This window comes from Rhodococcoides fascians A44A, from assembly GCF_000760735.1.
GTDB classification, from domain to species: Bacteria; Actinomycetota; Actinomycetes; order Mycobacteriales; family Mycobacteriaceae; genus Rhodococcoides; species Rhodococcoides fascians_E.
Map to the genome: position 1 here is coordinate 1,676,299 of NZ_JMEX01000008.1, position 12,677 is coordinate 1,688,975.

Annotated in this window: 11 protein-coding genes; 4 read left to right on the top strand and 7 right to left on the bottom strand. The window is 62.5% G+C overall.

What is annotated here, in order from left to right:
- The first annotated feature begins 50 nt into the window (after positions 1–50).
- Positions 51–1,541 carry an NAD-dependent succinate-semialdehyde dehydrogenase gene (locus BH95_RS20155; RefSeq protein WP_037183752.1) on the top strand — a complete coding sequence of 497 codons (1,491 nt, stop codon included), beginning with the start codon at positions 51–53 and terminating at the stop codon, positions 1,539–1,541.
- A 128-nt stretch (positions 1,542–1,669) separates the two neighbouring features.
- Here the strand turns inward: BH95_RS20155 and BH95_RS20160 are convergent, their stop codons facing one another.
- Positions 1,670–2,716 (bottom strand): NAD(P)-dependent alcohol dehydrogenase, encoded by a 1,047-nt coding sequence (locus tag BH95_RS20160; protein ID WP_037183754.1) that lies wholly within the window; start codon positions 2,714–2,716, stop codon positions 1,670–1,672.
- Between the two features lie 97 nt (positions 2,717–2,813).
- Complete coding sequence (locus tag BH95_RS20165; RefSeq protein ID WP_037183756.1) at positions 2,814–3,476, bottom strand: SDR family NAD(P)-dependent oxidoreductase; 663 nt, start codon at positions 3,474–3,476, stop codon at positions 2,814–2,816.
- Positions 3,477–3,695: 219 nt separating this feature from the next.
- Here BH95_RS20165 and BH95_RS20170 point away from each other — a divergent pair, with 219 nt between their 5' ends.
- Together BH95_RS20170 and BH95_RS20175 are read left to right on the top strand one after the other, a co-directional pair.
- Complete coding sequence (locus BH95_RS20170) at positions 3,696–4,880, top strand: MFS transporter (protein ID WP_052060108.1); 1,185 nt, start codon at positions 3,696–3,698, stop codon at positions 4,878–4,880.
- Positions 4,881–5,139: 259 nt separating this feature from the next.
- Positions 5,140–5,844, top strand: a complete 705-nt coding sequence (locus tag BH95_RS20175; protein ID WP_157773109.1) for a serine hydrolase — start codon at positions 5,140–5,142, stop codon at positions 5,842–5,844.
- Positions 5,845–5,990: 146 nt separating this feature from the next.
- On the opposite strand, the gene BH95_RS20180 is transcribed toward BH95_RS20175, so the two are convergent.
- Positions 5,991–6,377 (bottom strand): winged helix-turn-helix transcriptional regulator, encoded by a 387-nt coding sequence (locus BH95_RS20180; protein ID WP_052060110.1) that lies wholly within the window; start codon positions 6,375–6,377, stop codon positions 5,991–5,993.
- A gap of 158 nt (positions 6,378–6,535) precedes the next feature.
- On the opposite strand from BH95_RS20180, the gene BH95_RS20185 reads away from it, so the two are divergent.
- A complete protein-coding gene (locus BH95_RS20185; protein ID WP_157773111.1) occupies positions 6,536–7,486 on the top strand; it encodes a hypothetical protein in 951 nt (316 codons plus the stop codon).
- Positions 7,487–7,640: 154 nt separating this feature from the next.
- On the opposite strand, the gene BH95_RS20190 is transcribed toward BH95_RS20185, so the two are convergent.
- The 4 genes from BH95_RS20190 to BH95_RS20205 form a co-directional block, all read right to left on the bottom strand.
- The gene (locus tag BH95_RS20190; protein WP_244165063.1) at positions 7,641–8,876 is read right to left on the bottom strand and encodes an MFS transporter; all 1,236 of its coding nucleotides are present in this window, start codon (positions 8,874–8,876) and stop codon (positions 7,641–7,643) included.
- A gap of 720 nt (positions 8,877–9,596) precedes the next feature.
- Positions 9,597–10,688 (bottom strand): PQQ-dependent sugar dehydrogenase, encoded by a 1,092-nt coding sequence (locus BH95_RS20195; protein ID WP_080738056.1) that lies wholly within the window; start codon positions 10,686–10,688, stop codon positions 9,597–9,599.
- Between the two features lie 435 nt (positions 10,689–11,123).
- On the bottom strand, positions 11,124–11,810 hold the full coding sequence (locus BH95_RS20200; protein ID WP_208601189.1) for an NAD(P)H-binding protein: 687 nt from the start codon (positions 11,808–11,810) through the stop codon (positions 11,124–11,126).
- 49 nt (positions 11,811–11,859) lie between these two features.
- Positions 11,860–12,630 (bottom strand): SDR family NAD(P)-dependent oxidoreductase, encoded by a 771-nt coding sequence (locus tag BH95_RS20205; RefSeq protein ID WP_037183763.1) that lies wholly within the window; start codon positions 12,628–12,630, stop codon positions 11,860–11,862.
- Positions 12,631–12,677 lie beyond the last annotated feature (47 nt).

Below are 12,677 nucleotides of genomic sequence, written 5' to 3' on the forward strand. Positions count from 1 at the left end.
GATCGGCGACTGGTCGACATCCCGTCACCGGAAAGTAGGCTGAGAAAATCATGACTACCGATCTCAGCGACAGCCGTTCGTCTCAACGAGCAAGGGCGACCATCGCCGCAGTCCCTACCGGCGTATTCATCGGTGGGGAGTGGGCAGAAGCAGCATCCGGTGAACGTTTCGAGGTCATCGACCCAGCAAGTGGGCACGTTATCGCGACGGTCGCGGACGGAGGACCTGAGGACGCGCAGCGCGCCATCGAAACAGCCGGCCGCGTCCAGAAAGACTGGGCGAAGACCTCGCCCCGCGAGCGAAGCGAGCTCCTGCGCCGGGCGTATGAACTGATGCTGCTCGAGCAGGAGGATCTCGCACTCATCATCACCAGCGAGATGGGCAAACCCATTGGGCAGGCGAGGGACGAGGTCGCCTACGCTGCCGAATTCTTCCGATGGTTCTCCGAGGAAGCAGTTCGCGTCGCCGGTGACGTCACGACAACGGGTGACGGAAAGAATCGCATCATCGTCTCTCGTGAACCGGTTGGACCATGTGTTCTCATCACTCCGTGGAACTTTCCGCTCGCGATGGGTACGCGAAAGATCGGGCCGGCCATCGCGGCAGGATGCACTGTGGTCTTCAAACCCGCGAATCTCGCACCGCTCGCTTCCCTCGCACTCGTGGACATCCTTGTTCGGGTCGGCCTACCCGAAGGTGTCGTCAACGTCGTGTGTACGACCGATGCATCGGCTGTCGTGTCGCCGTGGATGGCTAGTGGAATTGCCCGCAAGATCAGCTTTACCGGCTCGACGGCTGTCGGTGTCCTGCTTCTCGAGCAGGCGTCTCGCCATGTCATGCGGTCGTCGATGGAGCTCGGCGGTAACGCTCCGTTGATCGTGTTCGAGGATGCGAATCTCGATCGAGCCGTCGAAGGCGCGTTCGCGGCCAAGATGCGGAACATGGGAGAGGCGTGCACGGCGGCCAATCGCATTCTGGTGCAACGGTCGGTCGCAGATGAGTTTGCCAGACGGCTCGCAGAGCGGTTGGGCGCGCTCTCGCTCGGTGACGGAGTCGACGAAGCTACGGAAGTCGGCCCTCTCGTCGATACGAAAGCTCTGACGAAGGTCGAAGATCTCGTCGGTGATGCCCTCCGCAGGGGAGCGAAGGTGATCTGCGGCGGTGCGAGGCCGGACCGTCCTGGATACTTTTATCTACCAACGGTTCTCGTCGACGTCCCGGCCGACGCTGACCTCATGTTCGAGGAGATTTTCGGGCCCGTGGCCGCCATAGTGCCATTCGACTCGGAGGACGAGGCTGTGCGTCTCGCCAACGACACCCCTTGGGGTCTTGCCGCGTATCTGTTCACCCAGGATGTCGATAGAAGCTTTCGCGTCGGGGATGCCCTCGAAGTCGGAATGGTTGGTCTCAACACCGGCATCGTGTCCAACCCTGCCGCGCCGTTCGGCGGTGTCAAGGCCTCTGGATTGGGGCGCGAGGGTGGACGGGTGGGGATCGACGAGTTTCTCGAGTACAAATACATGGCGATACCGCGTACCTGACCGGCACCGGATTACATCCGGTGCCCAGTCGTTTCAATGCCGACGCCACTGGAAACGACGCTGACGACCGCCGGCGCAAGCACATTACGCGCGTGCGCCGGCGGTCGGCGTCATAGTCGAGTGAGAACTCAGACCAGGGTGGCGGTATCGATGACGAAGCGGTAGCGGACGTCGGATGCCAGGACCCGCTCCCAGGCGTCGTTGATCTTGTCGGCGGAGATGACTTCGATCTCGGCTCCGAGGTGGTGTTCGGCGCAGAAGTCGAGCATTTCCTGGGTTTCGGCGATCGATCCGATGGCCGATCCTGCGAACGTTCTGCGGTGGGGGATCAGCGAGAAGACCTGTATCGGAAGCGGTTCCGCGGGGGCACCGACGTTGACCATGGCACCGTCTACTGCGAGTAGTGACAGGTGTGCGTTCAGGTCGATCGAGGCGCTGACGGTGTTGATGATCAGGTCGAATGTGGATGCGAGCGTCTCGAAGGTGTCGGGGTCGCTGGTTGCGTAGTAGTGGTCGGCGCCCAGTCGGAGTCCGTCTTCTTGCTTTTTCAGTGATTGCGACAGCACCGTTACTTCGGCACCCATGGCGTGGGCGATCTTGACGGCCATGTGCCCGAGTCCGCCCATGCCGACGACGGCGACCTTCTTGCCGGGTCCGGCACCCCAGTGGCGCAGGGGTGAGTAGGTGGTGATGCCGGCGCACAGCAGGGGTGCGGCGGCGTCGAGTTCGATGCCCTCGGGGATCTTGACGACGAAGTGTTCGGTGACGACGACTTGCTGGGAGTAGCCGCCCTGGGTGGTGGTGCCGTCGCGGTCGGTGCTGCCGTAGGTCTGGATGTTGCCGACGAGGCAGTACTGTTCGAGTCCTTTGACGCACTGGGCGCATTCGCCGCAGGAGTTGACCATGCAGCCGACGCCGACGCGATCGCCGACGGCGTGCGTGGTGACCTCGGATCCGACCTCGGCAACGATGCCGGCGATTTCGTGTCCGACGACCTGGGGGTAGTTGATCGGTCCCCATTCGCCGCGTGCGGTGTGGATGTCGGAGTGGCAGATGCCGGCAAATTTGATGTCGATGCGAACGTCGTGCGGCCCGAGGTCGCGGCGTTCGATGGTGGCGGGGGACAGGGGCTGGTCGGCTGCGGTGGCGGCGTAAGCCTTCACTGAAGTTGTCATGTTTCGATGGAACACCGCGGACGGCAATCGAACCAGTCTCTGAGAAAAGGTGTACTGGCAAGGTACCTTTGTCGGCGCTCGACCGCCGGTCCGAAGCTCAATCCAGAGGGGCCACGAAGACGCGGAATTCCTTGCGCTCGGTGTGGATTCCCCACAGCGACTGGGCGAGGGCATCCGGCTCGTGCGATGGCTCACCTGCGCCGATTCCCCGCGGGATGATCAGCTGGCCGACGTGCAGACCCTCGGGTGCAAGGGCATCGTGAAGCAGTCGAGCATAAGCACTTTCCCCGGCAAACGCGATCGAGGTGCCCGCGACGGAGGGTCCGGGCCGAACAGCGCTCGACCCGTTCACGAAGAGGACGGTGCCACGCCCGAGCGCGCGCATTCCGGGCAGCACGTGCGTCACAGCCGTGACAGGTCCGTAGATGGAGAACTCGACTGGACCGGCAAGATCATCGGCGGTGGTCTCCAGTACAGGCTTCATGAATTCCTTCGCGGGCACGGGGCTGTATTGCAGTACCTCGATCGGGCCCAGTCGTTCGGCCGCTGAATCCAGTGCTGCTGTCAGCGATTTCGCGTCCCGTACATCGGCGGCAAAACCCTGGGCGGTAATTCCTTCGTCGACAAGCCGTCCGGCGATGCGGTCGACGTTGTCCTGGTTCCTGGAAATGAGCGCTACTGCGAGTCCTTCACGCCCGAAACGTCGAGCCACAGCGGAGCCGAGACCTTCACCCGCGCCGATGATTGCGATCGTGGTCATTTCTTCTATCTCCTCGTGTTGGGGCGCTCACCGATTTCCGTCCTTTCCACAGTGGCGTGAAATCGCCCGAGTGGCAAGTTCGGCGCTGGCGGCGACCAGGTCTTTTCCGCCGTGAGCGGTTCCCTGTCAGTACACCCCACAGCAGGGACTCCCGCGGTCGCCGCTCGCTCTGTTTACTCGAGCGCATGCCCCTACGACAATCGCCTTTCATCGCCGCCGATGACCGCGCCTGACGATCGAACGCCGCAACCGTTCGCGTTCGCCACCGCAACAGCGGCGCTCGTTGCGGTGTTCGCTGCGTCCGGGGCCCCTATTCCGTTGTACGAGCGATATCGAGCTGCGGCAGGATTGAGCACGCAAGACCTGTCGCTGGCCGCGGTCGCGTACTTCGTCGCCGTCCTGATCGCACTGGTAGTACTGGGCCGCCTGTCCGACCATCTTGGCCGCCGTGTCGTTGCAGTCGCGGCTGTGATCCTCGCCGCGATCGGAAGCCTCATTCTGCTCGATGTGTCCAACCTCGGTATATTGTTGACCGGCAGAGTCTTTCACGGCTTGGCATGTGGGCTTGCGTCTTCGGCGCTCACCACCTACGTCATCGACACTGCCCCCGACCGCCCGCGCTGGCTTGCTGCCGGCGCAGCTGCGGGTGCGCCGGTCTCGGGGCTCACCATCGGTTCGCTCGGAACCGGAGCTCTCGCTCAGTACGCTCCGGCACCCCTGGCGGCCACCTACGTGATCGATGTCGGCCTGCTCGCTGTGTGTGCTGTGCTGCTCCTGTTCGCTCACGATCCTGTGAACCGACGACAGGGAGCATTGACGTCGCTACGTCCTCGCGTGTCCATTCCCGCTGCGGTTCGACCGTTGTTGCCGGGCGCTGTTGCCGTGTTCGGTGCCACGTGGGCGCTTGGCGGTTTCTACCAAGCTTTCAGCCCGACGATCGCGGCCCGAGACCTGGGGACCACCAACACCCTCGTGGCTGCAGTGGTTTTCGCATCGTTCATGGCCCCGTACGCATTGGGCGGCCCACTCACCGCCCGCCTTACGCCATCCGGGGCGCAGCGCGCGGGCATCGTGGTGTTCGCAGTTGCCGTCGTCGGCATCGCAACAAGTTTGCTTGCCGGATCGACCCTCGGGGTCATCGCTTTCGGCGTAATCGCCGGTGCGGCACAGGGTATGACGTTCACAGGGTCCGTCCGCGCGTTACTGTCAAAAACGGCTGGGGGCGAACGTGCAGGCCTGATGTCGGCGGTGTACCTCTTCTCCTATTGTGGAGCCGCCGCACCGAGCCTTGTCGCCGGCCGTTTGTCCAGCATTGTTGCCCTCCCGCACGTCGCATTCGGATATGCGGCGATCGCCGCGGTGTCCGCCGTCGTCACAGTGAGGACTTCTCGTGCAGAGCGCTGAAATACCGCGCCGGCAGATCGCTCGGGCCGTGTCTCGAACTGCAGTCGGCCGTGCTGCCCTGACTGCAGTCGTCGTTCTCGTATTGTCCGTGTCGGCACCGATGCACTGCGTTGCCACCGATTTGGTCACTGCGCCTAGCGCTGTCGAGAGTGCGGAACCACCTGCCGAGACTGCCACCGAAGTGTCAGGGATCGAACCGGCGAGCCTCGAGACGAGGATGCGCGCTGCCACCGAGGTGGGGGCGCTGAACGGTGCGCGAGTGTCTATCACTTTCATGGACCGGGTCAGCGGGATTCGGGCTACCAACGGTAACGAGGAGCCGATCGAAACTGCGTCGGTGTCGAAGCTCTTCATCGCGGACGATCTGCTGTTCCGTAACGAGCGCGGTGAGGTCGATTTGAGCGGAAGTGACAGAACCCAGATCGACGCTATGCTGCGCTCCTCGGACGATGCCGCGGCCGAGCAACTCTGGAATCGTTTTGGGCGCAACGACATCGTGGGGCGTGTAGCTGCTCGCTACGGGTTGCCCTCCACTTCGGTGCAGCCGGGGGACGAATGGTGTCGAACTCGAACCACGATGAACGATGTGGTGACCTTCTACTCCGCGATGATCGACGGTGCCGGTGGTCTCTCGCGCTCGCGGTCGGTTGCTGTCCTATCGAATTTGCAGAACTTCACGCGTTTCGGCGCGGACGGCTACTACCAGCGTTTTGGACTTCCCGATGCGTTACCCGATGAGAACAGCCTCGGTGTCAAGCAGGGGTGGATGTGCTGCGTGGGTGGCGACTGGATTCATTTGTCGACCGGGTTCGTCGGTCCCGACCACCGCTACTTGGTGGCAATCGCCTCTCGCGAGGCCGCGAGCGAATACGGCGGAGGTTCGGTCGGTGCGGACCATGCTCGTCGGACCATGACCGCGATTGCGTCCGAGCTGTTCCCTTCGGGCCGTGTCGATCCCAGTTGACCCCTCAGCTGACCGAGTTCGATCTCGGTCGTGACCCCTCCGAACTTCGAGGTTTGTCCGGTGCCTCGCTCGATGGCAAGCCGGGACCATTCTTTCAGTGGAAGTCGAAAGCTTGAACGTGGTCAGGGGCCCGGTGCGTCTCCAGTTCAGCTCTTCGGCGTCTCGTCGGTGAGTTCGTCGGTTCCGAGTGGTTCTCGGCAGTGGGAACAGACGACCATGGCCTCGAAGGCTTCTCCACAGCGAGTGTGAACGAAACGGCGACGCCGGGCATCCGGCGGACTGTAGGCATCGCCCCATGATTTGAGCACCAGCAACACTCGCGCCAGGTCCAGGCCCTTCGTGGTGAGGAAGTAACCGTCGCGGGGCGATCCTTCCCTGTAGGGACGCTTTTCGACGATTTCTTCGTCGGCGAGCTTGCGCAAGCGACTGGCCAGCACGTCTCTCGGCGCTCCCGTATCGGCGATCACATCGGTGAACCGCACCGAGCCGAGTGCAAGGCTGCGAACGACATGGAGAGACCAGCGGTCGCTCACAGCATCGAGTGCGATTGTGAGCGCGTCATTTGGTTGGACTTTCAAACTGATTGCCCCTACATTTGGTCTGGTTATCCAACCAAATTACCTCGAGGGGTGTTGTGTCCGATTCGACTTCTCCAGCTGCGGTGTCCGAAGACCGGCCCGAGCATGCGCACATGCCCGCCCGCCCGCCCGTTCGTGCCTGGTTGCAGCCGCTGATCATCGCCAGCCTCATCGCCGTGGCATTCATCGGTATGTACGTAGGTCTGCAACGCGAACCAGTGCCACACGACATACCGATCGCGGTCGTGGGGACCGAGCTCGCTGATGGGCTGGCGGATGCTCTCGGCAGTGCGGTGAGCGTGCAGTCGGTTCCCGATATAGAAAGCGGTAAAGCCCTTCTCGACAGGGGCGATATTGTCGCGATGGTCTCGTCGGCGTCACCGACAGCAATCGATCTCGATGTGGCCGGTGCGAATGGTCCTTCGACGGTCGGTGCTGTGGAACAGTTGGTGGGCGTATACGGCAGGGCAACCGGAATGCAGGTCGTCACCGAAGACGTCATCCCACTCGTCAGGTACGACAGTCGGGGAATTGCCGGGTTCTACGTGGCCTTCGGTGTGACTCTGGCGTCGTTCGTTCTCGCGCAGATGTTGATCTTGACGGCTGCTCGGCTGCACCTGCACCATCGACTCCTCACGGTCACCGCTTTTGCGGCGTTGGTCGGGGTGATGGCGGCAGTCCTGGCCGGCCCGGTCCTGGGGGCAATTCCCGGTCACAGTGTGTCGTTGGCCATCACGCTTGCGCTGCTGTCGGCGGCGACGGCATTGGCCACGACGGCGCTGGGTGCGTGGTTCGGGGCGGTCGGAGTCCCGATCGCGACGGTGCTGCTGATCACGGTCGGGAACTCCACCAGTGGCGCAACTGTCGGCCTCGACTTGCTGCCGGACCTCGCACGGGTTTTCGGTCAGGCACTCCCGCCCGGGGCTGCAATCCGTTCGATCAGCGACGTCAGTTATTTCGGCGGTGAGCACCACTGGGTGGGCTGGTCGGTACTCACTGTCTGGATCGTGGTGGCAGGTGGACTCACACTTTTGAAAGAGTGGCGAAGCAAGACGCCGCTGTGATGAAGACCAGTGCCTTGCAGTGCTCAGCCCCAAAGTCTTCCGTGCTGAATCTCGTGCCACTCGACCGATGGGCAAGGCCATCCCCTGGATCGTCGCCGGTGTGCTTACGGGTCCGAACTACCGCCGCACCGCGATGCGTTCATGACCGGATCGGTCAGCACACCGCCACGTCGTGGTCGGCGACAGACTGCTTGGGTGCCGACGCGCCAACGTCGCTCCGACGTGCCCTGTCCATGACTACGAGCGTGGCCAGAGGAAGCAGGAGCAATACCGCGAACAGCGCACCCGCGACGGGGATCGCGGCAGGTCCGTATCCACTGATCGCCTGAGATGTCACCCAGGTGCCGACGGCGGTGCCGAGGTTGAACATCGACGTGCACAGTGAGGTGGCCAGAGTCGGCGCTCCCTCTGCAAATCGGACGGCAATCGACATGAGCACGGGGTTCGTGCCGAGGCCGGCCATTCCTGCAACTGCGAGAAGGGCGATCGATGGCGCCGCGAACGACGAGAAGATACTCAGCAAGCCGAGTGCTGTCACGACGATGATGCCACCGGTCAAAGCGGTGGCGTAAGGTGCCCGGTCTGCGAAGCGGCCGCTGTTGAGAGTGCCGGTGACGGCACCGACACCGAAGATCGCGAGACCGACGGGTAGAAGGTCCTCGGACAAGCCGGAGCGTTCCGTGAGTAGGGGTGCGATGAACGAGTAGGTGGACATGACGGCGGTCGAGATGAGAACGCACGCTGCCATGACCACCCAGAAGCGTCCAGTGGCGATCGATGCGAGTTGTGAGCGCAGAGGGATGACCGTAGATGACGGACGACCACCAGGAACGAAGCGGGCAATGGGCACCGATGCGAGCACGGCAAGTACCGCGAGGATCCAGAACGGACCGCGCCAGCCTACGAGCTGGCCGACAACAGAGCCGAGGGGCACCCCGATTACCGTCGCGAGAATGCCGCCACTGAGGACCAGGCCGATGGCGCGCGCGCTGGCGTCCGGTCCCGCAACGCGGGACGCGACAGATGCTGCGATAGACCAGAACGCACCCGTTGCGAGCGCGGTCACGAACCGGGCCACGAGGACGAGCGAGAGGTCATCGGTGAGTACAACGACGATGTGTCCGGCGGAGTAGACGGCGAGTGCGAGGAGAAGAGTCGTCCGTTCGGGAATCTCGAGTGCCGCCACTGCGATCAACGGGGTGGCGATCATGCCGATTGCGAACGCAGTGACCAACAGTCCGGCCTCCGAGATGCCGATGGTGAGATCCGAGGCGATATCGGGCAGGATTCCGGCAACGACGAATTCCGACGTGCCCATGAGAAACGTACCCATTGCGAGGATGTAGACGAGGAAGGGCAAGGACTTTCGTTCAATGGTGGAAGTAGACACAGCTGAATTCTCTCGGGTGGGGTCGTATTGATGACTAGTTGGGAACAGGCGCCGGCGAGATCGATTTCGGCCCTATATGGCAATACCGACTTGCCAACTGAACCGGGATTCGTCCTGAACTGCTCCGTCTTCGACAGTATTTGCTACGACGTAGCCTTGGAAGGCACGGACAGGGAACCCCACCTGCGTCGAACGAGGAGAAGGCGCACGGCGCAGTTTGTCTCAGATGTATCCGAAGTTCGGGCACGCCGGGAGAATTCGCGAACGCGAGAGTCAAAGTTATTCGTACTGAATGGTTTTGACCGAAAGTGAGTTGCAATCTCGTTGGTCTCTCGGTTTCCGGCGGAGGTAGAATTCACCGACATGCCTATGCGGCTGCGTGCAGCGACCAGCACCTGAGTGACATAAATCTCGATGCACGCGTTCAGTGACATCGATTGCATTCACGGACCTCTGATGAGCCCCGAGTCAATGCCGTAGTCCGGAATATCGAGCTGAACGGTCGTTTCACGTACCGCGCGCGTCCAGATAGGTCAGCACTCCTAGTAGAACTATCAGAGCGACGAAAAGCACAACAGTGGGCATTGGTGGGTCGGGCCCGGGCAGTGGACCGCGGGGATTGTCGTTGTCCATGTTGAGTCCTTTGTCGAAGTTTGCGGATCAAGGCACTTCTCGACACCCGGCCAGTCCGATGCTCACGCACCGGTGCGCACCTTCACATCATTGGATGCGCCACCGGAGCAACCTGTCGTCACCGATCTCGGGGTTACCGCGCCCGTCTGTGTTGTTGGTCAGTATCAACAGGGACCCGTCGGGGGCGACGGTGACGTCTCTCAGGCGTCCGTATGTACCGACAAGTCGATCGACGGACAAGTCGGGGTCGTCGAGGTTGACTTCGGTCAGGCGCTCGCCTCTGAGACTCGCAATGAACACGGTGGAACCATCGACAGCGATGCCACTCGGGCTGGCCTCACTCGTGGCCCACTGGTGGATCGGGTCGACAAAGCCGTCGGTATTCCCGATGCCTTCGATCAGTGGCCAGCCATAGTTGCTTCCGGGCTCGATGAGGTTCAGTTCGTCCCACGTGTTGGCACCGAACTCGCTCGAGTACATCGCGCCATCTGCGTCCCATGCAATGCCTTGGGGGTTGCGGTGACCATAGCTGTACACGAATGAGTCCGGGAACGGATTGTCCGGTGGCACAGCCCCTTCGGGGGTGATTCTCAGGATCTTGCCAGCGAGCGAGGAGAGGTCTTGGGCCCGGTCGCGTTGTCCGGCGTCCCCAGTTGTGGCGTACAACATGCCGTCCGGCCCGAAAGCCAACCGGCCACCGTCGTGATAGCTGGCCGCCGGGATGCCGTCGAGCACAGCGGTTCGTTCACCCAAGGTGAGAGAGCCTGGTGCGCCGAGGACGTCGAATCGATCGATGCGATTTCCATCTGCGGCGGTCGAATAGGTGTAGAGGTCACCCTCGCGGACCGCGAGCCCCAGAAGCCCGGCTTCGCCCGCGGGGGCCACATCCACTGTCCCCACAGTGGTTCGGTTGCCGTCAGCGCCGAGTTCGATGATCTGTCCGGTGTCGCGTTCGCTGACCAGCATGCTGGTCTCGAAAATGGCAATCGCCCATGGTGCATCCAAGCCATCGGTCACGACCGAGGCCCCACCGGAGCTCGACGACACGGGTACCTCGATCGACGCAGTGGACCTTGGAGGCACCGTCTCGCTGTCGATGGCCTGCGATGCGCACGACGACAGAGTGACGGCGATGACGGACGCCGCGGCGCAGAGGGCAACGGGATGCGTAGTTCTCATCGGGTGCCCGTTCCTGCACCGATCGAGAGCGTCCTGAATCTCGATTGCGCGGTGCCCAATGGTTCGCTGTCTGCAGCCAGAATGGAGTGTCCAGCTTTTCTTCTCATCGCGCTTGGGGCGGCTGCCCGACCTGATGCGCCGAACAATCTGTCGTGCGGCATTGTGTTGCTCCCGTTCGTGCTGAACCCGCTCGTAAGTGCGATGTCGGCGACCCATGTGTCGATCTCGACAGGGCCTGGATCGACACTAGGTGACAATTGGGACGTATGGGACGCCCTCCTGATACACCCAACATCAGGGCACCCGTGCGGCCGTCTGGGAAGGAAGTGACTCGACTGCTCAGGGTTTTCGAACCGAAATCCGCGCGATGAACCTGAACGCAACGACCACCGTTCTGTCCTCTTCGCTGGGACGATCGGAGCCCAGCAATCGAGGTCAGCGGTACGCCGTCGGTGTGTCCCCGTCCGTGTCCGGCTGCGTTATCCCCAAATTCTCACCGATGTAGGAGTTGGGGTCAGCGACGATGTCCGCGATGAACTTTCCGAGGCTCGCGCGCGAGGTCTCGGTGCCTTTGTAGGTCTCGCCTTTCCGTGTGAGTTCAACATCTGTCACCGCCTCGTCCGTAAGCCAGACCGGCCGCAGGATGGTGTATTCCAGCGATGACTGCTCGACGATATCTGCGGACTGCCGGTTCCTGGGTCGGGTGGCCCCGGCGCGTTGGTAGTCCCAGGTGTTGAAGGGCTCCGGCAGCTCGTCGTAGATGCCTCCGGCATTGATTGTGACAATTCGGCGAACGCCGACCTCCTCCGCAGCGTCCACCACTGCGGCCGTGGTGATGTCCAGGTCTTCGCCTCCGAGGGCGACGATCACGATGTCCTGGTCCGTCAGCGCTGCACGGAGCGAGTCCCGGTCGTGTGCGTCACCTTCGACCAGCGTCATGGTCTCCGTCGCGACGCCGTCGAGTCGATGATGACGGCGCAGGAACAGCGTGAGGGCAACGTCTTCCTGCTGGGCCAGGCGAGAGATGATCTCTCGTGCAGAACGGCCGTTCGCTCCGATGATGACGACGTTCTTAATGGGTTCACTTCCTACGATTTTGCGGGTTCGGTGCGTGATCGGCACGCCACACCGCGAACCAGGTCACACTTGCGCCGTCCGGCGGATTCTGGTGCTAGCTGATGCCGATGGTCTGGCCACCGTCCACGACCAGGGAATGGCCGATTGTGAAACCTCCGAGATCTGAGCACAACCACAGGACGGCTGAGGCGATCTCTTCGGGGGTACCCATGCGCCCGATCGGCTCTTGGGCGATGACCCGCGCCCGCCCCTCCGGTGTGTCACCGGAGAACCGGCCCATCATCGGAGTCTCGATGATTCCGGGGCAGATCGCGTTGATCTGGATGTTCTGGGCGGCGTAGTCGAGGGCCGCCGACTTCGTCATACCGAGGATGCCGTGCTTCGCAGCTGCGTAGGCGGACTGGCCTTTGATGCCGATGACTCCGGCACCTGAGGAGATGTTGACGATCGAGCCGCCGCGGCCTGTCATGGCGAGAATCTCGTGCTTCATGGAGACGAACACCCCACGCAGGTCGACCGCGATGAGACGGTCCCATTCCTCATCGCTGATCTCGGCGAGGGGTTTGGGTGGCTGCTCGATGCCGGCATTGTTCACCCCGATGTCGATTGGACCCAGAGCTTCGACAGCGGACTTCACCGCGTCCTCGACACTCTTGCTGTCGGTGACATCGCAGATGGCGATGTGCACGCGCCGGCCGTGCGCTTCGACGAGCTCAGCGGTCTCCTGTAGTGGCTTTTCTGTAGTGTCGCTGACGGCGACGTCGGCACCCGCGGCCGCAAAGGCTTCCGCTGTGGCTCGGCCGATGCCGCTGCCGGCCCCGGTGATGAAGACATTCTTGTTGGTGAAGTCGAAAGTTACTGGCATGATCGACCTTTCGTGTTTCGGGGTAGACCGGCCGACCCGCTGCATTT